This is a genomic window from Adhaeribacter swui (assembly GCF_014217805.1).
In the GTDB taxonomy this organism is placed as follows: Bacteria; Bacteroidota; Bacteroidia; order Cytophagales; family Hymenobacteraceae; genus Adhaeribacter; species Adhaeribacter swui.
In genome coordinates, this window is the sequence record NZ_CP055156.1 from 1,934,283 (window position 1) to 1,956,026 (window position 21,744).

A 21,744-nucleotide genomic window follows, 5' to 3' on the forward strand; every position below is an offset into this window, starting at 1 on the left:
CTTATACCCTTGTAATTGTTAAAGATATGCTGAGTACCTCTTTTCTTGTCGGAATCCGCAACTTGCTTCGCCACCGGTATTATACCTTGCTCAACGTGGTAGGATTGGCCGTAGGTTTAGCGTGTGCCTTACTCATTTGGGTTTTCGTGCGGTTCGAAAGCAGCTTTGATTTGTTTCATGTTCATCCGGAGCGTATTTACCGGGTAGTAACGGAACTGCGGTTCGAGGATCATATAGGCCATCAATCGGGCGTGCACGTGCCTTTTCCGGAAGTGTTGCGCACCGATTTTCCTGAAGTAAAAGTAACGCAGTTATCGCATTATGCGGGTAGCCAGGTAACCGTGCTGGACGAGCAAAAGAACGCTACTCCTAAAATGTTCCGGGAAGAGGTGGGTGTATTTTTTCTGGAACCGGAATTTTTTAAAATTTTTAATTTTTCGTTTTTACAGGGCAGCCCTAAAACCACTCTTTCGGCTCCTAACCAAGTAGTGCTTACCCAAAAAGCAGCCGAGCAATATTTCGGCAACTGGCAAACGGCCGTGGGTAAGTTTATTCAAATAGATGATAAAACCTTACAGGTAACGGGCATTCTGCAAAACCCACCCGCTAATACCAATTTCCCTTTAAAAGTGCTGGTGTCGCTAACTACGCTGGAGTCTTTCTTAAAAGAAAAAGGCTGGGATGGCATCGACAGCGATTTTCAGGGGTATGTAGCTTTACCGGAAAACTTATTGGTCAGCCGGTTCCAGCAACTACTCACGGCTGCGCATGATAAAAACGTAGCTCCTCCTAAAATTACATTTCCTAAGCTTCAACCCTTAACGGATATTCACTTTAACCAGGATTACGATTCTTTTACCGGGACCAATATTTCCCATCAGACTTTGTGGTTATTTACGGGCATTGGCGTTTTTCTCATTATTATGGCCTGCGTTAACTTCGTGAACTTAGCTACTGCTTTGGCCGCGAAGCGTTCGAAAGAAATTGGCGTGCGCAAAGTGCTGGGAGGCAGCCGTTGGCAATTGTTCCGACAACTATTAACCGAAACGGGCTTAGTGGTTCTGGTAGCCATGGTACTGGCCATTGGGCTGGCTTCCCAAAGCTTCCCGTGGTTAAAGCAATTGCTAAAATTACCCGAAAGCTTGCCGCTTTTTTCCGGGGAGTTATTGTTTGTTGTGCTGGGCGTGATGGCATTGGTTACCTTACTGGCTGGTACTTACCCGGCCCTGGTATTATCGGGTTTTCAGCCGGTATTGGCTTTAAAAAGCAAAGGCATTACGCAAACGGTGGGCGGTGTTTCGTTGCGTAAGGCTTTGGTGGTGGTGCAGTTTAGTATTTCACAAGTACTTATTGTCGGGACTATTCTGGTTATTAATCAGATGAATTTTGTACAGAACCAGGATTTAGGTTTTCAAAAAGACGCCTTGGTTTTTCTGCGCATGGACACCGACAGTTTAAGCCGATTAAAACACCGGGCTTTTAAAGAACAATTACTGCAAAATCCACAAATTCAGCAGGCAAGTTATAGCCGGGCTTTACCTTCGGATATCGATTTTAATTCGAGCTGGGGCATCCAACAGGTTGATAACAAAAGCTTGCCGGCGTACCTGGAACCCCAGGTAAAACTAGCCGATACCGCTTACTTCCGGACTTACGGCCTGCAATTACTCGCCGGCCGAAAATACCAAGCTGCCGATACGCTGCGGGAAGTAGTAGTAAACGAAACGTTTCTGCGGAAAGTGGGTATTCAAAGCCCGGAGCAAGCCATTGGCAAAACACTTCGTTTCTATGATGGTCCTGCTTTACCCATTGTGGGCGTGGTTAAAGATTTTAATAATCAATCGCTGCACAGCGAAATTTCGCCTATCGTGATGAGTACTTTTACGGAAAGGTACCAAACCTTAAGTTTAAAAATCAGCACCCAAAATATTACCCAAACGCTTAATTTAATTAAACAGCAATGGCAGCAAACCTTCCCCGACAAAGTATTTGATTACCAATTCGTAGACGAAAAATTAGCACAGTATTACGAGCAAGACGAAAAAATGCTGCGTTTGTTTAAAGCTTTTGCCGGTGTAGCTATTTTTATAAGTTGTTTGGGTTTGTTTGGTTTAATGGCTTTTACCGCGCAGCAACGCACCAAAGAAATTGGAGTGCGCAAAGTGCTGGGCGCTACCGTAACCAGCATTGTATCGTTGCTATCCCGTGATTTTTTAAAATTAGTATTGTGGGCCAATGTAATTGCCTGGCCCGTAGCTTGGTGGGGCATGCAAACCTGGCTGCAAAATTTTGAGTACCGCACTTCCATTACCTGGTGGATTTTTGGCATCGGCGGCGCCTTGGCTATACTTATTTCTTTAGCCACCATCAGCTTTCAAGCCATTAAAGCCGCTGTGGCCAACCCGGTTGATGCATTGCGGAGTGAGTAAGTCAGAACCAGGATTTGTTGGATTAACAGGATTTTCCGGATTTAAGAATTTATCCTTTTGTATGATCAATAATCGCATAAACTATTCTAAAGTGTCATCAAGGCAATCCTACAATCCGCAAAATCCAGGTTCAGATTATGGAAAGTAGGGGCTAAGTGCATCTAATCTTTATCGGGATTTCTGTACTTATTTTCAGCGAAACGCTACGCGTATGATCCGGCACACCTTCCTCCTTATTTATCGCCATTTTCTTCGGTTTAAGGGTACTTTCTTCATTAACCTAGTTGGGCTATCCACGGGTTTAGCTGGGGCTATTGTTATTTATTTGTGGGTGTACGATGAACTGCATTTCGATAAATTTCACGAGAAGGACAAGCAACTTTTCCGGGTAATGGAGAACTGGCACGATGGCAACGGCATCACTACCAAGCCCGAAACGCCGCACCAACTGGCCGCTGCCCTGGTCGCCGAAATGCCCGAAGTAGAATACGCCACTACCGTTACTCCACCGGCTTTCTTCCCGAAATTTACTTTAACCTATAACAACCAGCACCTCCGGGCAACCGGTAAATTTGCCGGAAAAGATTTTTTTAAAATTTTTTCTTTTCCGCTTACCCAAGGAAATAAAAACCAGGTTTTAACTGATAAAAATGCGCTGGTCATTTCGGAGGCAATGGCACAACGGCTGTTTGGCACTACTAAAAATGTGCTAGGCAAAACGGTAGAATGGGAAACCATGGGCACGAAGAAAACCGTAGTGGTTGCGGGTATTTTTAAAAATATTCCGCCCAATTCATCCGAAGAATTTGATTTTATTTTGTCGTTCGAGGCATTTGAGCAAGATATAATGCACATGGGCGTAAACTGGGACATGCCGGAGCCTTTTAACACCTACGTCGTTTTAAAAAAAGGCACTAACCCCGAATTATTTAACCAGAAAATTGCTGATTTTTTAAAAACTAAAAGTATCAAAGCGCAACACCGCACCTTGTTTCTGGAGCCCTACTCCCGCCATTATTTATACAGTAAGTACGAAACCGGCGTGCCTGTTCCAACGCGTCTGGAGTACGTAAAACTGTTTTCGTTAATCGCGGTGTTTATTTTGGTAATTGCCTGCATTAATTTCATGAATTTAGCCACGGCCAGAGCCTCGCGACGACTGAAAGAAGTAGGTATTCAAAAAACGTTGGGCGCCAGCCGCAAAATTTTAATTTTTCAGTATTTAGGCGAAGCCTTTTTTTTGGCGAGTGTTTCGCTGGTGCTGGCAGTGGTTTTGGTGGTGTGGTTGCTCCCTGCATTTAACCAGATCACCGGCAAACACCTTACTTTCTCGTTTAATGGTCCGCTGGTTTTAAGTTTGTTGGGTATTACCTTATTTACCGGGTTGCTGGCGGGGAGTTATCCGGCATTATACCTGTCGGGTTTTAACCCGGTAGCCATACTTAAAGGTAAACTGCATTGGTCGGCCGGAGCGGCCTGGGCGCGTAAGGGGTTGGTGGTGTTTCAGTTTGCCTTATCGGTGGTATTTATAGTGGCGGTGCTGGTGGTGTATAAACAAATGGCGTATGTGCAACATAAAAATTTAGGCTACGACAAAGACCAGATTATCACGTTCGAGATAGAAGGAAAAGTAGAAAAAAGCCTGGAGCCTTTTCTGAACGAAATTAAAAAAATACCAGGCGTAGTAAATGCTTCGAGTAAGTTAGATAAGTTTATTGGCGGTTTTAATGATTCGGGCGTTGCACCGCTGGTTTTAGAAGGTAAACAAGTTGCGGCAGATGAGATCCGGGTAAATTACAACCTGATCGAAACTATGGGAGTACCTTTAGTGGCCGGCCGGACTTTCACGAAAGCATTTAGCCCCAACCCCGATAAAAAAGTAGTGAACCAAGCCTTTGTCGAGGCTTTCGGTTTGCAGGAACCTATCGGGAAAGTACTATCGGGCAAAAACCGGAAAATAGAAATTGTGGGAGTAATCAAAAACTTTCATTATAAATCGCTGCACGAAGCGGTAAGGCCATTGGTATTTACCCTGGAACCCGAAGCCGCCACTACTATTCTGGTGAAGATACAAGCTGCGCAGCAACAAGAAACGCTGGCCCGCCTGCAACAATTTTATAAAACCTTTAACCCCGGCTTTGTTTTCGATTACCAATTTTTAGATACCGATTACCAGGCGCAGTACGTAGCCGAGCAACGGGTAGCGGCGCTGTCGCAGTATTTTGCCGGTTTAGCCATTCTGATATCCTGTTTGGGCTTGTTTGGCCTGGCAAGTTTTACCGCCGAACGCCGGCGCAAAGAAATTGGCGTGCGCAAAGTTTTAGGCGCCAGTGAAATGCATATTATCTACCTGTTATCGGGCGAGTTTTCTAAACTGGTGCTTATCGCCATTTGTATAGCGCTACCGGCAAGTTATTTAATCGTAAAACACTGGCTAACTACATTTGCTTACCAGATTAACTTAAGCCCCTGGTACTTTATTGGTGCCGGGTTATTAGCTTTAGTAGTTGCCTGGTTAACCGTAGCGGCGCAAGCCGCCCGAGCTGCCCGGATCAACCCGGTACATTGCCTGAAAGAAGAGTAAGAAAGTAGCGCGTTCCGCTTTTACCTGAAAATTTAAAATTTTGCTAAAATACCTATAAAGCCGTTTGTGAAGACACAAACGGCGGCCCGGCTACCTTTAACCAAAACTCGAAATTTAAAACAGAAACGGGGTGGTTTTACTTTTTTAAATTTTTGATCATCCACCGACTTGGATTAAGTGCCATATAGCCGTTAGGCTAAGGAATTAAAAGGCGGATCTTGGTTGTTTTTAGGGCATGAAACAAGCAGGCCCCTTGTTCTGCTCAGCGATCTACGCCCAACCAAAAGGCACCTTTACTAATAAGCCAACCAGTAATACCATGTGTTAATAGTTGGATAAAGCAAGAGAGGAAAAAAGCCGCTTAAAACAGAACAAGGTTTCTGGATGACCAGGGTTTGAAGGAAGTTCTCCACTACTACTAGCAACATTTAGATTGCTTTTTATTGTGGACGCGGGATTAACCGTTATTGTTCCAATGTTTCCCGTTTGGACCAGCATTCGTCCAGGGGGCCACCCGTGGATTTTTCGCCTCGGTGCCGCCAGTCGCCGTTAACGAAAGAGTAGTTGAAGGAAACCTTTTTACCCACGCTTTCGGGCGTTTTCGTGAAGAATTCGATGGTTTCGGTATAAGTGTTAGGGTCGGTGGTATAGGTGCCGCCACCAGCGTTTAAAAATTGTTTGGTTTCTACGTTATACGCAATCCAATGGAACTGCGTGCCCGATAGTACTTTCATGGTTCGGCGGGGATAAAACGGGTTGGGCCGTTTGCTTACCTGGTCATCCTTGTAATTACCCGTAATTACCCAGGCGCCCCTTAAAGCCCCGGGCTTGCCGTCGTCTAAGCGGTTCCAGGTTTGGTTTTTCAGCACTAATTTATTTTTAATCAGTTGCACCGGGTGGCTCATTTCTTGTCCTACCTGCTCGGGCTGGGCCGAATTCCATTCTTGTTTCAGATGCAGCGTATTGCCCGCTATCCGCCAGGTGCCGCCGTACGAACTGATAAATTTCTTGCCGGGCAGGTCATAAGTAGCTACCGCCATAACGTTGTCGGTAAGAATGATAACCGTACGCGCCGTAGCCGGCCCGTAAGACCAGGCCCCTACCAGCTCCGGGGTAGTAATGGCGTGAACGGGCAAAGTTACTAACCATAAAAAAATAGCTACGCCCCAAGGGCTGTATTTCCAAAGTTTCAGGTTCATAGCGCTTTGTATATTAAAAAATTACAAACATACTAAAAGGTTGAGATGCCGATCGTGTTATTGGAAGTTCCGGAAAAATTTTAAAAAAAGCTAGCCACTTAGTAGCCAGTATCCGGTTTTGCAAATAGCAAGGCTGGCCGGTGCCTGGTAGATGAATCTGAAAAAGGTAACTTGCTTCAGTGAAACTTGTTATTTTAAAGAGTAAAAGATTATCTCATTTTTTAAGATGCTTATCTGAACTCTAACGCACGTTCATTTTAAATTTTAAAAATTTCCCCCAACATATCCCGTGGATAATCTTCTTCAGAATTTGCCAGCGCAAACAGGTTTGTAGGCCGCGCGGGTAATAGAAGCTTGTTCCAAAATCAGACAAAAGTTGTATCGGAAACGAACAATTATTACCCATCAGAATCTGCTGGCGCAGCGTAAAATGCTGGTAGTAAGTTATATGCCGTTCTGGCACTTTTATTACATCTATTTTAGTAATTTATAACCAGTGTTTTTAAAAATACAAGTAGCCGTGTGTAATACGAATAACGGGTGCATCGTGCCTTTACAAGTAAATAACTACTACCTTTAATTATCATGAAAAACTTTATTCCACTTACGATTTTATCTTTATTTGGCGCGGGAGTGCTTATGCTTACGGATTGTTCCCCGGTGCAGGCCCAGCATACTACTTCGCAGAGCTTGGATTTAAAAAATGTAAAAACGCTGCAAGCCGATATCCAGATTAATGCTGGTACTTTAAAACTTACGGCGCAAAATACTTCTAAAGCTGATGCCCGGTTTACCTACAGCAAAGACGCCTGGAAACCCCAGGTAAAATACAACGGGGAACCCGATAAAGGCTCACTGTCGATTAAACAGCCCGAAGAGAAAAACACTAACATGAAAGATAAAGACCGGAATGAATGGAATATTATCTTACCGCAAGGTGTAGCTACCAGCCTGAAATTACGCATGGGAGCCGGCGAAAGCAACGTAGACCTGCGCGGTGCCAGACTGACCCGGGTAGTAATGGATGCCGGAGCCGGTGAATTTAACGTGAACCTGGCTAATACCTCGGTAAGTGAGCTAGACGTGAACGCCGGCGTAGGCGAAGTAAACCTGGACTTATCGGGCAAACGCAACACGGATTTAAAAGCCAGCATTAATGGCGGTATCGGCAGCTTAAACCTGATATTGCCGCGGCAAACCGGTGTGCGGGTAAAAGTAAACGGCTTGGGTGGCCTCGATAGCAACGGCCTTAAAAAACAAGGCGGCTATTACGTAAACGAAGCTTACGGCAAAACCCCACATACGCTGGAAATAACCATTAACGGTGGCCTGGGCAGCGTAGACTTAGCCCTGGAAAACTAAGCCTCCAGGCAGGAAAATAATATTTTTGGGTGCCGGAACTATAAGTTAGTACGTTTAAGGTGCGAGCCAAAACCGGTTATTTTTCGGTAAATTTTAAGAGATGGAGTTGGCTGAAAATAGAAATAAAACCTATCTTTATCATCCGGATATTTCTAGCAAACCACTTTATTCTTACTTTTAAATCACATGAAAAAAGGCTTTTTTTTAATTTTTACCTTATTTGTATTAGCCCTGAACACGCAGGCGCAAACCCAATCGAAAGATGAAAAAGAAGTAGCTGCTGCCGTAGCGAAGCTGCGCCAAGGCATGCTCGATGGCGACAAAAATGCGCTGGACCAAGTTACGTCTGCGGATTTAACCTACGGTCACTCTAACGGCAAGCTAGAAGATAAAGCCACTTTTATCAGCGTGTTAGCCAGCGGCGAAAACGATTTTGTGACCATGGATGTAACCGACCAAACCATTAAAATATTAGGCAATACCGCTATTGTACGCCATAACTTTTCGGCTCAGACTAATAACGGCGGTACGCCCGGCAGCACCAAGCTAGGGGTATTGTTAGTGTGGCAAAAGCAACAAGGCAAATGGAAATTAGTAGCCCGCCAAGCTTTTAAACTAACCTAAAATCTGAAAAAATCAGGTAAATAGTACCTTGGATTATAACTAAACAAAATAGCCTGGCTGTTCTTCACGGCCAGGCTATTTTGTTTACACGAAAAACAAACTTTTAAGTAGATGGTTTTGATTTTCCTAGTTGTCCTATGTTGTGCTTAGAGTTAGCATAGCGCTCTAAGTACTTTTGTGCGGCCAATCTCTGATTGGTGTTTATCTGAATGCATAGTTACGCCAATCAGGGGATTGGCTATCCGGAAAATGCGTATAGACCGCTAACGCGAACTCTACGCATAGCTAAAGTGCTCTTGGGTGAAATACTTTTGTTTGATAGATCATCAGCAAATATTAATAGCAAAGCCCGGTAGTTGATTCTACCGGGCTTTGCTATGGTAATTTCTCTTAAAAATAAAAAATTTAAAAATTTACGGTAATGCGAAAGCCACGTAAGTTCCTCCGGGTTTTAATCGGTAACGGGTACCACCGGCCGCGATTACTACGTATTGTTTCCCGTCTACCATATAGGTAATGGGCGTGGCAAAACCACCGGCTGGTAATTGATATTCCCATACTACTTTACCGGTTTTTTTATCAAAAGCCCGTAATTTTTCGTCGTAAGTGGCAGCAATAAATACCAAGCCACCGGCAGTTACTACGGGGCCACCGTGGTTTTCGGTGCCGGTAGGCGGAATGCCTTTCTTGGTTAACTCGGGGTATTCGCCCAGTGGTACGCGCCACAGATATTCGCCGGTATTTAAGTCAATGGCGTTCATGGTGCCCCAAGGCGGTTTTATGGCCGGATAATTATCCTGATCCCGGAATTGCGTGTAGCCGTTGTTTAAAAAAGGCGGCACGTACGGAAAATTGCTGTTCTCGCCGGCTTTTAAATTTTGTCCCGCATTATGAAAATCAGTGGCCACCGAAGCCGTAGCGCCCGGATTAGGTTTCGCTTCGGTATTCAGTAAAAAGTTAACGATGGCTTCGCGGTCCTGCTCCGGAATATGCTGGAACGACGGCATGCGGCCGCGACCGGTCCGAATGGTAGCGGCAATTTGCTCGCGGGTTAGCCGTTTGCCCACGTCAGTTAATACCGGGTAAGCCTGAGCCTGGTCGCCGCCGCCGCTGCCTTTACCGTCTACGCCGTGGCAAACCGCACAGGTACTGTTAAACAGTGATTTTCCTTTAGAAACAACCCCTTGGTCCTGGTTACGCATGTCACGCATTTTCAGCCACCACAGCATTTCGTTGGAGTTCTGATACAAAATACCATCCGGATCGGCCGCATTGCCGCCCCATTCGGCGCCTCCACCAAAACCAAAAAACAACGATCCTTCTATGCTGGGCGGCATGTATTTGCTGCCGCGCAAGCTGTTTTGGAAACGATCCAGCACGTAAGCTCGGGCTTGCGGCGTGCGGTCGGTAATGTCGGCTTCGGTGAGTTCCTGCCGGGCAAACGGCGCCGGCTTGGTAGGAATAGGTTGCGTAGGTGAGGGATGCTCGCCGGGCAAAGCCGGGCTGGTAGGTACCGGCACTTCTTTTACCGGAAACAAAGGCGTACCCGTATCGCGGTCGAAAACAAAAATTAACCCGTCTTTGGTGGCCTGTACCACCGCATCTACCAGTTTCCCGTTATGTTTTACCGTTACGAGGTTCGGTGGGCAAGGCAAGTCGCGGTCCCAAAGGTCGTGGTGCTGCGTTTGGAAATGCCACACCCGTTTCCCGGTTTGCGCATCTAAGGCCAGTACCGAGTTCGCGAATAAATTGTCGCCTTTGCGGGCACCGCCGTAAAAATCTACCGCCGCCGAACCGGTTCCGGTATACACAATTCCCCGCTTTTCGTCGACTACTAAACCGCTCCAGGCGTTGGCGCCGCCCATATTTTTGTAAGCATCTTTGGGCCAGGTTTCGTAGCCGTACTCGCCGGGCCTTGGGATGGTATGGAACACCCACTTGAGTTTACCCGAACGGATGTTAAAAGCCCGGATGTAACCCGGCGCGGCATCGCCGTATTCCGATACGCGTGAGCCCACAATTAAAAAATCTTTGTACACTACGCCGGGCGTCGTCATATCCACGGACAAACTATTCACATCGTGGTCAAAGGTTTCGCGGTCACCGAGGCCTTCGTGTAAATCTACTTCGCCGTTATTTCCAAAGCTGGCTACTTTCTCGCCGGTTAAGGCATTAATAGCGTACAAAAACGGCCCGGCCGCATACAAAATGCGTTTATCGTTGCCGTCTTCCCAGTAAGATACGCCCCGGATTGGGTGAAACCGGGGCTTTTTACCGGGTTCGGCAAAAGGATCGAATTTCCAAAGCTGCTCGCCAGTAGCGGCCCGCACGGCAAAAAGTTTAAGGCGAGGTGTAGTGCCGTATAAAATGCCGTTTACCACAATGGGCTGGCATTGAATTTCGCCGCCGCGCTCGTTGGGGTTGTTGTTTTCGCCGGTGTCGTAGGACCAGGCTAATGTTAAATTTTTAACATTTTCGGTGTTAATCTGGGTTAAGGGCGAGTAGCGGTTACCGGCTTTGTTGCCGCCGTATTCCCGCCAATCTTCGTTATTGGTGGCTAAGCTGGTTTTGTTTTTTTCGGGTCCGGATTGTACGCAGCTTCCCAAAAGCAGCAGACCCGCTGCCAGGAATTTTAATCGGTGATTCATTTATTAATTCGTTGATGCAGTTTTAGGAAAAGTGTAAAAGTCGTAGTTAATTTTCCATTTCATTTCTTGCCCGGGGGCAGCATTTATGGAAATGTAAGGTTCGGGGCAAGAGGTAGTGGCGCAGGCCCAATACACAATTTTTAAAATCGGTTGGTCGCTCGTCATCCGCACACCGGCACCGGTTTTTTTATTCTCAATTCTAAAATCATAATCTTTAGCGCTGGTGCCAAAGCCTTCTAAGCCGCTGCTAAATACACTCTCGCCTTTGTTTAAAGGGCGGGTGTAAGTGAGCTTATTGTTGCCGGCCAGCACAATGTCGCCAAAGCCTTTGCCTTGGGCTTGCACGTTAAACGGGAACTTTACTTCGATGCCGGGGCCGGTAGGCTCATTATCGATGGTGAAAAAGTTGTGATTGTATACGCTGGTGGCTATGGCTTTTTTGCCGGTGTTTTTTAAGCTATGTTCCAGTACCAGTTGCGGTTTGTCTTTCATTAACCGCACTGTTTTCCGGTAGATGTAGGAATAGCCAGCGGCATCTTTCAGTTCATGAGTAAATTCTACGCGGTCGGCTTTTTTGCTTACCGTCCATTTGCCAGGGTCCACGATGTCGTAGTATTTCGCGAAGGCGTATTTCGAGTCGTCGGCTTTGCGCAAAGCGCCCACGCCAATTTTTAAAAAAGTATCGCCGGGTTTGGCTTCGTCGTAGCCCAATACAGTAAATTCTTCTACCGGCCCAGTGGCCGATTCGTGCACTTTAGGATCGTATTTTTCGAACCACTGGCTAAAATACTGGTGCCCCTGGTACTCCAGGCTGGCAATCACACCCGACCAATCAAAACGGGTGCCCTGGTAAAAGCCTTGCTGCGCATCGGGTAAATACAGCGTAGCTTTCACGGATTCGTTTTTAATGTCGGCCTGCGGGAAATTGGCTACCCAGATGGCACTGGATAAGCTGATTAATGTACAGGTTAATAAGAGTAATTTCTTCATGCGTTACTTGTTTGTTTTGTTATTTATGGCGCGAGCGTCTTCGCTCGTGTTTACCTATTTAGGAGGCCTCTGGCCGGGCTGATGCTTTAGCTAAAATCTACTAATTATCGTTCGCCCTACTATGGCGCGGATTTACTTCCATGCCTACCAGTTAAAGCAAGTTTATTCTCGTTCGTATAGCTAGCTGAGTAGCTTTATTTCTAAGTGAAGCTGTTTCATAGTTTAGGTCTTGTTCTTTTTGTCTTGACACAAAAAGAACCAAAAAAGTCAAGACGCTAAAAACTCGCTGAACGCTCGAACAGTTTAGCGTCGTTTTCTGCACCTGGAACGACTACTTGTTGCATCGCTGGCTAGCAAGATTTTAAAAAATTTAAATTTTTTTCACAGTTTCATCTATTCAATACATCGGTGTCATTCAGGAGGAACCTATTTAACTACACAGCAGAATAGGTTCATTTAATAAAATCCCTCCTTACCAAATCTGCTTTATAGCAGGTAAAAAGTCCCCCTTTGGAGGGGGTAGGGGGAGGAACAGAAGCGGTGAAAATTTAAAAATTTCTTCTCCAATTATCATTCATCCTCACAATTTACCCGGCATTTTGAATTTTTTAGAAGCATCATCAATGACCAATACCCAATCTTTGCCTTCGGATGGCGGAGTAAACGTTTGTTTATCATTTGCTTGGATCGTTTTTTCGGCAGTTGCTTTTCCGGTGCTTGGATTATACCACCAAATATTTTTAGTCTTACCGGTAATTTTAGCCACATCAACCGTTACGGGTTTGTTTTGCGGTAAATAAATAAAAGCATAAGCGCTTTGCTCATCGCGGGTGGCGGTTATTACATCTACGTAGGTGCTGCCTTTATCCGAAACAATCAGGCTTTGGTCGGCCACGCGGGTTAAATACGGCCGCGATAACATCAGATTTTTTAAAAATTGCATTTGCCCGGCCGCCGGCGCTTTTAAGGCTTGTTGCCAGGTTACTAAAGTGTCGCCGAGGTTAATGGTTTTGTACAGCTTGGGGTTAACAAATTGCCAGATACTGTGGTGCCCGTAAGTAACGCCGCAAGCGCCGGCAAATACGCCCCGGTAAATGCGCGCCCGAACATCGTAAGCGGTAAAGTAACCGCGGCTTTGGCGAGTCCATTTGCCGTCCCAGGGGTTTACCGGGTGTTCTTCGTAGCAAGGCTCCATGTCCAGGGTAGGCTTTTTGGGTGTAAGCGCTAAATCGCGGGTTACATAATCCCAGGCTTCGGCTTCGCGGTTGCCGTGACCCGATTGAAACGAATTCATGTCGAGCCAATCTTCCTGATGAATTTGCTGCGAAGTAGAATTGGGGCCGCCGCCCGGGTGATAGGTGATAAAAACATCTTTCCCCATAACACTTTCAATGCCTCGGGCCATGGCCCGCCAAATAGGCACCTGGTCGTACTCTTTCATTTGACCTTCTCGGTCTGATTTATATTTTGCCGGGCGGTCACCGCCTAAAATCCAGATAATATTCCATTGGTTTTTGTAGCGATTGGCCAGGATGCTACCGTAGGTTTCGGCGTTTTCCGGATTGAAAATTACCGGGCCGTCGCCCCATTTCGGGGTAACTTTATCGCCCCAAGTGGGTAATAAACCAATGTACATGCCTTTTTCGGCAGCTTTTTTAATTACAAAATCTACATTATCCCAGTAATCGTATTGGTCGGGATTGTTCGGGTTGGTGCCCGGTGTTATGGCTAGTTTCGTTGGGTCGTCGTTTAGTAAAGGGGTATCGCCGTAGCGGTTAGGTTCCCGTACGCCGTTAAATTCGGCTAAAGCCACGGCTTGGATTACGTTAAAACCTTGTTGTTTGCGGGTTTCTAATACTTGTTCGGCTTCTTCTCGGGTGAGCCGGTGAAATATTTCCCAATCGGTATCGCCTAGCCAAAAGAAAGGTTTCCCATCCCGGGTAGTTAAATACTGATTAGTCGGGCTTACTTTAATTTGCGCCTGGATGGCGCTGGCAATAAAACAGCTTATAAAAGCAATGAAAAGAAACTTTTGCTTCATAATAAAAAGTAGCAGTAAAAATTAGGAAAACATAGCTACCCAACCAGGTATAAACCCAGCAAGATAGCTATGTTTTTTAAAAAAGTAGTGGCAAACCCGGAATTACTTTAAGTTAGGGTTAACCGATGTTTCGGAGAATGGCAGCGGGAATACGTAATCTTCCTTGGCGATGCTTCCGATAGGTTGCAAATCGTTGGGGTGTTTGTTGGCGTTAGCGGCTTCAACCATTTCCAGACGTACCAAGTCAAACCAGCGGGTTCTTTCGGCGGCAAATTCCCAGGCGCGTTCCTGCACCACTGCCGCGGCAAATGCCTCACCGGATAAACCTTGCAAAGGCTCTAAGCCTGCCCGCGTACGGATGGCGTTAATGGAAGTATAAGCCAAGTCATCAGGAGTGCCGGTGGCGCGGGCTTGCGCTTCGGCGTAAATGGTGAGCACGTGGGCGTAGCGCATCATAGATTCCGGTACCGACGAGGCCCAGTTTTTCACTTCGCCTTTGATGTAGTATTTCTGATAATACGGGTGCTGGGTTTGGCTTTGCTGCCACGGAATGGTAGTGCCATCGGCTTTCTTAAAAGTAGTCCGGAAAGTAACGTCTTTGCGGGGGCCTTCCGGGAAATTATTAAAAAAGTTGATTTCGGCGAAGAAATCATCCCAACCGCTTTCCTCACCCGGCATGGCCGACCAGCCGTAATTGGCATTGGTAGTAGAACCATTACCTTGGAAAGTTGAAATCTGGAATACGGTTTCGGCGTTACCGTTTTTCAGCGGATCATTTTCGAAAACGGCCGCGTAAGTTGGTAATAAATCAAAGCCGTAAGTGGCTTTATTATCAATTACTTCTTTGGCTTTCGCAGCGGCCAGGGCGTATTTCTCGGTTTGCTTTAGAGGGTAGCCCGCTTCGGTGAGGTATACATCGGCTAAATAAGCTTTTACGGTGCCTTTATTCGGCCGGCCTGGTTCGCCGTTACGCCGGGCATCGGGTACTAACTTTTCTGCTTCGAGTAAATCGGCTTCAATTAATTTATAAATCTCCGCCGGAGCGGTTTTGCCCACGGTTAACAAATCATCCGAAAACTCGGCTTGCGTAATTAACGGAATGCTGCCGTACAAGCGGGTGAGCCAGTAGTAAGATACTGCCCGGATAAAATGCGCTTCGCCGGCAATAGAACTGATAATGGCGGCATCACCGGTGGTGTTTTTGTAATTGGCAATAACGTTGTTGGCTCCCTGAATGGCTTTATAGCAACCGCTGTAAAGCGCCTGGGTTCTTTGGTTGGTAGCCGGTACGTTAAATTGGTCGAACTCCCGGAAGTCGGCTTTGTTACTGGCTTTGTGCGTGGTAATATCGTCGCCGCCCATGGTGGCCGCTACTGCCGTAGCATGAATAAAACCAGTTCCCCAGGTATTGGCCCAACCTTTGTAAGCGCCGGTTAAAGCCGCTTCCAGGCCTTGTTGCGAACTTAAAGCCTGGGCACCCAATAAGGCGCCGTTAGTTTCCTCATCGAGGTAATCTTTACAGCCGGTGCCGGTTGCCAGCATCGCCGCCAGTAATAATATATTTAATTTTTTCATTTTCTTCTGATGGATTAATAATTAAAAAGACAGGTTTAAACCCACAGTGTAGGTTTTGGAATTAGGATAAGCGCCGTAGTCGATGCCCTGGGCCGTGTCGGTAGAAGCGCCAATGTTGCTGGATTCCGGGTCGATGCCTTTGTATTTGGTAAACGTTAATAAGTTAACGCCGCTGGCAAATACTTTAATGTTGCCTTTGCCAATTACCGAAGCCGGCAGATTATACGATAAACTCACGTTCTTTAAGCGAATGTAATTTCCGTTTTCTATGAACCGGCTCGATTGCGTAAACACCACGTTGGTAGAGCTAAAGGCCGGAATATCGGAAGTTTCGTTTACCCCAGGAATGTAACGGTCTTTAATTTCTGACAAGATGTACTGGCGGGCATCGCCGCTACCCGACATGGCTGCTGCGCGGGTATAGTTTAACTTATCAATGCCAAATACGCCCTGGAAGAATAAGTTTAAAGTTAGATTCTTGTAAGTGAAGGTGTTGTTCCAGCCGGCAGTAGTGGTAGGAATACCTCTACCAATAATCTGGAAATCGTTGGCGTTAATGGCTCCATCGTTATCTACGTCTTCGTACCGCGAATCGCCGGGATTGGCTTTGTATCTCTTCGCTTCCTCGGCTTCGTTTGGTTTCCAGGTGCCCAGGTATTTATAACCCCAGTAAGAACCTAAAGAACGGCCCGGAACTAACATAAATTCACTGGTAGTAGACATACCGGCTCCAACGCCTGTACCCTGCGGAATGCGTTCGGCAATTCCGCCCAAGCTAACTACCCGGTTTTTAACCAGCGACATGTTCAGGTTACTGGTCCAGTTTAAGCCTTCAGATTCCAGCACGGTAGCACCCAACGAAAACTCGAAACCTTTGTTTTCTATTTCACCCACGTTAATGGTTTGGGTTCCGCCACCCACGTAGGCCGGCAAAGACCGGTTCAGCAACAAATCAGTGGTATGCTTCACAAAATAATCCGCTTCTAAAGTAATCCGGCCATTCAGGAAGCCCATTTCCACGCCCACATCGGTTTGCTTGGTAGTTTCCCATTTCAGGTTTAAGTTACCGGGGTTACCTAACTGAATACCACTAACTACCCTGCCATTATTAAACGCAACCGGGGCGTTGGTATTATAGGTTGATAAAGTAGCGTAGGGGTTAATCGCCTGGCTACCCGTCATACCCCAGCTTCCTCTTACTTTTAAGGTGCTGAACAAATTGGTATTTTTTAAAAAATCTTCTTCGGCCAGATTATAACCAACAGCTACCGACGGGAATACACTGTACCGGTTATTTTCCGCAAACTTAGAAGAACCATCGCGCCGTACGGAGGCAGTCAACAGGTATTTATCTTTAAAAGAATAATTTACCCGGCCCAGGTAAGAGAGCAAAGTCCATTTGGTAAAGCCAGAGCCTACGGTGTACGAGTTAGCTAAAGGCAGATTGTAATAGCCTAAAGTTGGGAAGGTTAAGGTGTTACCGGTAGCAGAAAAACCGTTGTCGGAAAATTGCTGCGCTTCAAATACGGCTACCGCATTAATGTTATGTACTTCGTTGAAGCTGCGTGTATACGTCAGCGAGTTGGTGCTTTGTAAATTAATTTGCTCGTTAGAAGTACGGTTGGCATTGGGGTTTCCCCGGGTTACATCTACCCCGTTAAAGTATTTGCCTTGGGTATTGGCGTAATTAACCGCGTATTGCAGGTCTAAAGCCAAACCATTTACCGGTAATTTAAAATTAACACCGCCTACAATATTGGCAATGTTGCGGTCTACGTCAGAGTTCCGGTCGTAGAGTAAAGCCACCGGGTTGGTAGCCACCGAACCTACCGGATCCGAAGCAATTATTTTACCGTTAGCGTCGTACGGCTTGGTTGTCGGCGACCAGGCCAGCGCTTGTACTACCGGGTTGGCGGTACCACCGGTTAAGCCGGTATTGTGGTTCTGGATGCGGGTACCCGATATGTTTAAGCGTAATGAGATTTTGTCATTTAGTTGCGAGTTGATGTTGGAACGAACGATATAGCGTTTGTAGCCGGTGTTTTCAATAATGCCATCCTGGTTCAGGTAGTTGGCAGATAACAGGAAGGTAGTTTTATCGTTACCCCCCGATACGCTTAATTGGTGTTGTTGCCCCCAGGAGCGCCGGAATACCAGGTCTTGCCAGTCGGTGCCGCCATTCGCGCGGTACTCATCAATTTGGGCCTGCGTGAAAATAGGCGAAGAGCCTAAAGCCGCGGAACGCTGGTTGGTAATTTCGGCAAAATCAGCCGCTCCCAGCACATCCCATTTTTTAATTACTTCCGAGGTAGAAGCCTGGCCTTCGTAGGTTACGTTAAAGCCGCCTTTGGTGCCTTTTTTAGTAGTAATAATAACTACCCCGTTGGCACCCCGGCTACCGTAAATAGACGTAGAAGCCGCATCTTTCAATACCTGTATAGACTCAATATCGTTGGGGTTAACGGTGGTAAAATCGGCTCCTACAAAACCATCTACCACGTACAAAGGGTCGTTGTTACCCAACACGGAGTTGGCTCCCCGGATACGTACGCGGGCTTCACCGCCCGGAGCGCCACCGGCCTGGGTTACTTGTACGCCGGCCGCGCGGCCTTGTAAAACCTGGTCTACGCGGGTAACGGGTTGCTGGGCAAATTCTTTCGTGGAAATAGAGGTTAAAGCGCCGGTAACGTCGGTTTTGCGTTGCGTACCGTAACCCACCACCACTACTTCTTCCAGCGATTTGGCATTGTCTTCTAAGGTTACATTAAACGGACCAGTGCCCGTAATGGCTACTTCTTTGGCCGAATAGCCGATAAAAGAGAAAACTAAAGTTCCCGATAAAGAAGGTACTTGTAACGTAAAGTTACCGTTGGCATCAGTAGTAGTACCGGTGCTGGAGCCTTTTAGTAAAACGGTTACTCCCGGCAGGGCTACACCTTTGGTGTCTTTCACCGAACCGGTTAGGGTTTCGGCTACTATGTTTTTGGTAGTTGCCGCCGCTACTTTTTCTGGTGTAGCGTTGGCGTCCAGGGCTAAAGCCAGGACTAAGGCGGGCACTAAAGCCAAGCGCGAAAACAAGGGTCGGCCCGCTCCTAAATTGTAAGGGATTTTCATAAAGTTTACTTCATTGTTATGGGTGAAATTTTAAAATATTTTGATTGACAGAAGAACCACAAAGCCAAAAATTGCCGCAGACGTTAATCGCTAGGGTAAAATTTAACTTTGTGGTTACAGCAGTGGTAGCCGGAAGTTTATTTTTTAAAAATTTAAAATTTACTAAGGCCGGATAATGGTACCGTCGAATTTGCGCACCTGCCAGTTGCCGGCTTTGTTGGAGATCGGGTATTTGGCGGCCGCTTTTTCGTTTACTTCCACGCCAATGCCCGGCGCTTCGTTCACCGACATGTAGCCTTTGTTCATGGTGGGGCAGCCCTGGAATACTTCTAAGGTTTTATCGTTAAAGCTCACGGCTTCCTGAATACCAAAATTCCAGATAGCTAAGTCCATGTGGCACTGGGCCGCATGACCTACCGGCGACACGTCGCCGGGGCCGTGCCAGGCGGTTTTTACGTTGAACCACTCACCTAAACGGGCTACCTTCATGGCTGGGGTAATACCGCCAATCTGCGACACGTGAATCCGGATGTAATCGAACCATTGGTTAATCATGGCTTCTTTCCACTCGTTTTGGTTGTTAAACAACTCGCCCATAGCAATGGGTACGGTAGTGCTTTGGCGGAGCATTTTGAACCACTTGGGGTTTTCCGGGGAGAAAGGGTCTTCGATGAAGAAAGGCCGGTAATCTTCCAGCGCTTTAATCATGTTAATGGAATCCATGGGGTCCAGCCGCTCGTGAATATCGTGTAGCAGTTCTACTTCTTCGCCGCACACTTTACGGGTAGCTTCGAATAATTTGGGCACCGATTTCATGTAGGCGGTTTGATTCATGTATTGGTCGTTGGCGCCCCCAAAACCTGCATCTTTAAAATCAGGTTTAGACGAAATAGCGGTAGCCCCGTAGCCGCCTTGCTGCACCCGCACGTATTTAAAGCCGCTGTCCATGATGCGTTTGGCATCATTAGCGGTTTCTTCGGGGGTTTTACCGTTAGCGTGAGTGTAGCAGGGCACCGCGAAACGTACTTTGCCGCCCAATAACTGGTACACCGGCATACCGGCTCTTTTGCCTTTAATATCCCACAAAGCCTGGTCTAATCCGCTTAAAGCATTGTTTAATACCGGCCCGTTGCGCCAATATGAACTCACGTACGCCGATTGCCAGGCGTCTTCGATATTATCTACGTCTTTGCCGGCGCATAAAGGGTCCAGGTAGTTGTTAATGGCGGTAACCACTACTTCGGCACGCTGCGTAAATGTGGCGCAGCCGTAGCCATATAAGCCCGGTTCGGTGGTTTCTACTTTTACTACAATTAAATTAGAGCCTTGCGGTGCGGTGCCAATGGCTTTTACACTTTTTATTTTAACGGGCTTCATACCTTTGGCGTAAGCCGGCGTAACCCGTTGTTCGGCGCGGCTTTCCGGGGTACCAAATAAACCTAATAGGCCAGCAGATGCTCCCAGACCTAATTTTCTTAAATGATCGCGGCGGCTTTCCAGTACGTCTTTGTTTAATTTTTCCATTAAGAGGGTGTTTATTTTAAAAAATTTAAAAAATCAAAGCCGGAGCTTAGCAGCTAAGCTCCGGAAAGAGGTTCCATTATAGTTTCTTATCCCACCACACGCGGGTGTCTAGCTTGTTAGGGCCTTGCCGGGTAAGTGCTTCGTTTATATTGGCCTGGTTCACCACGATTTCGCTATCGGGGTAATTTAAGCGCCGGATAAAATCTTCTTCGGTGATTTCTTTGCCCGGATAAGGATTAGGCGTTAAGGCCGGATAACCGCTGCGCCGGAAATTGGCAAACAACTCGGAGCCATTTAAGAAAGAAGAAACCCAGTATTGCGTGTTTATCCCTTCCAGGGCTTTTTCGGGAGTACTAACATCCAGCGGGTGCGCCTGCACATACGCCTGAATATCTGCCGATGGAATGGCCGCATTAGGGCCGTACTCGGCAAATTGCTCCATGTGGGCGGTAATGCCGTTGGTAAAGTAAGTAGCCGGGTCGCCGGTAATCCAACCTCTAACCGCGGCTTCGGCCAAAAGCAATTGCGTTTGCGAGTGCGTTACGTGGTAAGTGGGGGCAGCCGTGCGGTTAAGCACCGTATTAATATTTACCTGCGAAAAATCCCACAAACTGGCTACGCCCAATTCGGCAAAAGTTTGGGCAATGGTTACGTTATCGTAGCCCATAGGCATACCAACTTGCTTAGCCGGGTCGGTGGTAGCGCGGTCGTTTACCTGTTCTGAACCACTTTTGGCGCCTACGTAGCGCACGGCTATGGCTTTTAACCGCGGGTCGCTGTTTTCTCTTAAATAATTGATAAAAGGAGCGGCCAGGTAATAATTGGCTTTCTCGCGGGCGCCTAAATGGTCGGCGAGCCAGTTTACGTACAGGGCAGTGTGGCGGGTAGCGGCATTATCGGCATTGGATTGCATCACGCCGCCGGCTACGGCTTTGGCTACGTAGGTTTGGGCCAGCGTGGGGTCTACTTTGGTTAAGCGCATGGCAGCCCGCAGCATTAGCGAGTAGCCAAAACGTTTCCATTTAACTACGTTGCCGCCATACAAAATATCGGTTGGGTCGGCAGCCTTGCTTGCATCCAGGGCGGCGGTAGCTTCGTCGAGTTCTTTTAAAATATCTTTATAAACAACTTCCTGCGCATCGTATTTCGGAGTAATTATATTTTCCGAAAAACCTTTACCAGCCTCGAAATACGGGATATCGCCGTACGTATCGGTTAACATTTGAAAAACGTAGGCTTTCCAGATGCGGGCAGAGTGATAGGTGTTAACACTGGCTTCTACGTCTTTGGTTTTCTGCACCACATCCACAATATCGCGCACTACGGTGCGGTAATAAGTAGTCCAGATGCGGGCCGTATTATCTACGTTGTTCTGGTTGTAATTACCCCCGGAAAGCGAGCTGCCGAAAGGCGTTACAATCTGCTGCACAATCGGGAAGGTATACGACAAGTGCACCAGCGTGCCAAAACCATCCTGAAACGACGTATTAATAATAGCGTTGTTCATCAGGAAAGAAGGCGTGAGGGTAGTAGGGTCTACTTTGTTCGTGTTGAGTTCATCAAACCCTTCGTCGCAACTGGTAAGGCTCCCGAAAACCAGGAGCATTCCCATTATATAAATTTTAAAATTTTTCATGATTCCAGATATTTTGCT

Annotated in this window: 12 protein-coding genes; 4 read left to right on the plus strand and 8 right to left on the minus strand. The window is 46.8% G+C overall.

Going from position 1 to position 21,744, the window contains the following annotated elements:
- Positions 1 to 26 precede the first annotated feature (26 nt).
- Positions 27 to 2,429 carry an ABC transporter permease gene (locus HUW51_RS08675; RefSeq protein ID WP_185273577.1) on the plus strand — a complete coding sequence of 801 codons (2,403 nt, stop codon included), beginning with the start codon at positions 27 to 29 and terminating at the stop codon, positions 2,427 to 2,429.
- A 211-nt stretch (positions 2,430 to 2,640) separates the two neighbouring features.
- Entirely contained in the window at positions 2,641 to 5,013 is a 2,373-nt protein-coding gene (locus HUW51_RS08680) for an ABC transporter permease (protein WP_185273578.1), read from the plus strand.
- A 464-nt stretch (positions 5,014 to 5,477) separates the two neighbouring features.
- Here HUW51_RS08680 and HUW51_RS08685 read toward each other — a convergent pair whose 3' ends face one another.
- The gene (locus HUW51_RS08685; RefSeq protein ID WP_185273579.1) at positions 5,478 to 6,212 is read right to left on the minus strand and encodes a membrane or secreted protein; all 735 of its coding nucleotides are present in this window, start codon (positions 6,210 to 6,212) and stop codon (positions 5,478 to 5,480) included.
- A gap of 585 nt (positions 6,213 to 6,797) precedes the next feature.
- Between HUW51_RS08685 and HUW51_RS08690 the strand changes: the two genes are divergently transcribed.
- On the plus strand, positions 6,798 to 7,574 hold the full coding sequence (locus tag HUW51_RS08690; RefSeq protein ID WP_185273580.1) for a toast rack family protein: 777 nt from the start codon (positions 6,798 to 6,800) through the stop codon (positions 7,572 to 7,574).
- A 186-nt stretch (positions 7,575 to 7,760) separates the two neighbouring features.
- Positions 7,761 to 8,198, plus strand: a complete 438-nt coding sequence (locus HUW51_RS08695) for a nuclear transport factor 2 family protein (protein ID WP_185273581.1) — start codon at positions 7,761 to 7,763, stop codon at positions 8,196 to 8,198.
- 413 nt (positions 8,199 to 8,611) lie between these two features.
- Here HUW51_RS08695 and HUW51_RS08700 read toward each other — a convergent pair whose 3' ends face one another.
- The 7 genes from HUW51_RS08700 to HUW51_RS08730 all read right to left on the minus strand — a co-directional run bounded on the left by HUW51_RS08700 (position 8,612) and on the right by HUW51_RS08730 (position 21,726).
- A complete protein-coding gene (locus tag HUW51_RS08700) occupies positions 8,612 to 10,846 on the minus strand; it encodes an outer membrane protein assembly factor BamB family protein (protein ID WP_185273582.1) in 2,235 nt (744 codons plus the stop codon).
- Between the two features lie 3 nt (positions 10,847 to 10,849).
- Positions 10,850 to 11,836 (minus strand): hypothetical protein, encoded by a 987-nt coding sequence (locus HUW51_RS08705; RefSeq protein ID WP_185273583.1) that lies wholly within the window; start codon positions 11,834 to 11,836, stop codon positions 10,850 to 10,852.
- A gap of 580 nt (positions 11,837 to 12,416) precedes the next feature.
- The gene (locus HUW51_RS08710; RefSeq protein ID WP_185273584.1) at positions 12,417 to 13,877 is read right to left on the minus strand and encodes a glycoside hydrolase family 140 protein; all 1,461 of its coding nucleotides are present in this window, start codon (positions 13,875 to 13,877) and stop codon (positions 12,417 to 12,419) included.
- A gap of 102 nt (positions 13,878 to 13,979) precedes the next feature.
- The gene (locus HUW51_RS08715; protein WP_185273585.1) at positions 13,980 to 15,452 is read right to left on the minus strand and encodes a RagB/SusD family nutrient uptake outer membrane protein; all 1,473 of its coding nucleotides are present in this window, start codon (positions 15,450 to 15,452) and stop codon (positions 13,980 to 13,982) included.
- Positions 15,453 to 15,473: 21 nt separating this feature from the next.
- Complete coding sequence (locus HUW51_RS08720) at positions 15,474 to 18,566, minus strand: SusC/RagA family TonB-linked outer membrane protein (protein WP_185273586.1); 3,093 nt, start codon at positions 18,564 to 18,566, stop codon at positions 15,474 to 15,476.
- Positions 18,567 to 18,728: 162 nt separating this feature from the next.
- On the minus strand, positions 18,729 to 20,090 hold the full coding sequence (locus HUW51_RS08725) for an enolase C-terminal domain-like protein (RefSeq protein ID WP_185273587.1): 1,362 nt from the start codon (positions 20,088 to 20,090) through the stop codon (positions 18,729 to 18,731).
- 76 nt (positions 20,091 to 20,166) lie between these two features.
- On the minus strand, positions 20,167 to 21,726 hold the full coding sequence (locus tag HUW51_RS08730; RefSeq protein WP_185273588.1) for a SusD/RagB family nutrient-binding outer membrane lipoprotein: 1,560 nt from the start codon (positions 21,724 to 21,726) through the stop codon (positions 20,167 to 20,169).
- Positions 21,727 to 21,744: the final 18 nt, after the last annotated feature.

Bases quoted from the DNA above. Each gene is read 5' to 3' on its own strand.
- HUW51_RS08675 (WP_185273577.1), top strand. From the start codon at position 27: ATGCTGAGTACCTCTTTTCTTGTCGGAATCCGCAACTTGCTTCGCCAC.
- HUW51_RS08680 (WP_185273578.1), top strand. From the start codon at position 2,641: ATGATCCGGCACACCTTCCTCCTTATTTATCGCCATTTTCTTCGGTTT.
- HUW51_RS08685 (WP_185273579.1), bottom strand. From the start codon at position 6,212: ATGAACCTGAAACTTTGGAAATACAGCCCTTGGGGCGTAGCTATTTTT.
- HUW51_RS08690 (WP_185273580.1), top strand. From the start codon at position 6,798: ATGAAAAACTTTATTCCACTTACGATTTTATCTTTATTTGGCGCGGGA.
- HUW51_RS08695 (WP_185273581.1), top strand. From the start codon at position 7,761: ATGAAAAAAGGCTTTTTTTTAATTTTTACCTTATTTGTATTAGCCCTG.
- HUW51_RS08700 (WP_185273582.1), bottom strand. From the start codon at position 10,846: ATGAATCACCGATTAAAATTCCTGGCAGCGGGTCTGCTGCTTTTGGGA.
- HUW51_RS08705 (WP_185273583.1), bottom strand. From the start codon at position 11,836: ATGAAGAAATTACTCTTATTAACCTGTACATTAATCAGCTTATCCAGT.
- HUW51_RS08710 (WP_185273584.1), bottom strand. From the start codon at position 13,877: ATGAAGCAAAAGTTTCTTTTCATTGCTTTTATAAGCTGTTTTATTGCC.
- HUW51_RS08715 (WP_185273585.1), bottom strand. From the start codon at position 15,452: ATGAAAAAATTAAATATATTATTACTGGCGGCGATGCTGGCAACCGGC.
- HUW51_RS08720 (WP_185273586.1), bottom strand. From the start codon at position 18,566: ATGAAAATCCCTTACAATTTAGGAGCGGGCCGACCCTTGTTTTCGCGC.
- HUW51_RS08725 (WP_185273587.1), bottom strand. From the start codon at position 20,090: ATGGAAAAATTAAACAAAGACGTACTGGAAAGCCGCCGCGATCATTTA.
- HUW51_RS08730 (WP_185273588.1), bottom strand. From the start codon at position 21,726: ATGAAAAATTTTAAAATTTATATAATGGGAATGCTCCTGGTTTTCGGG.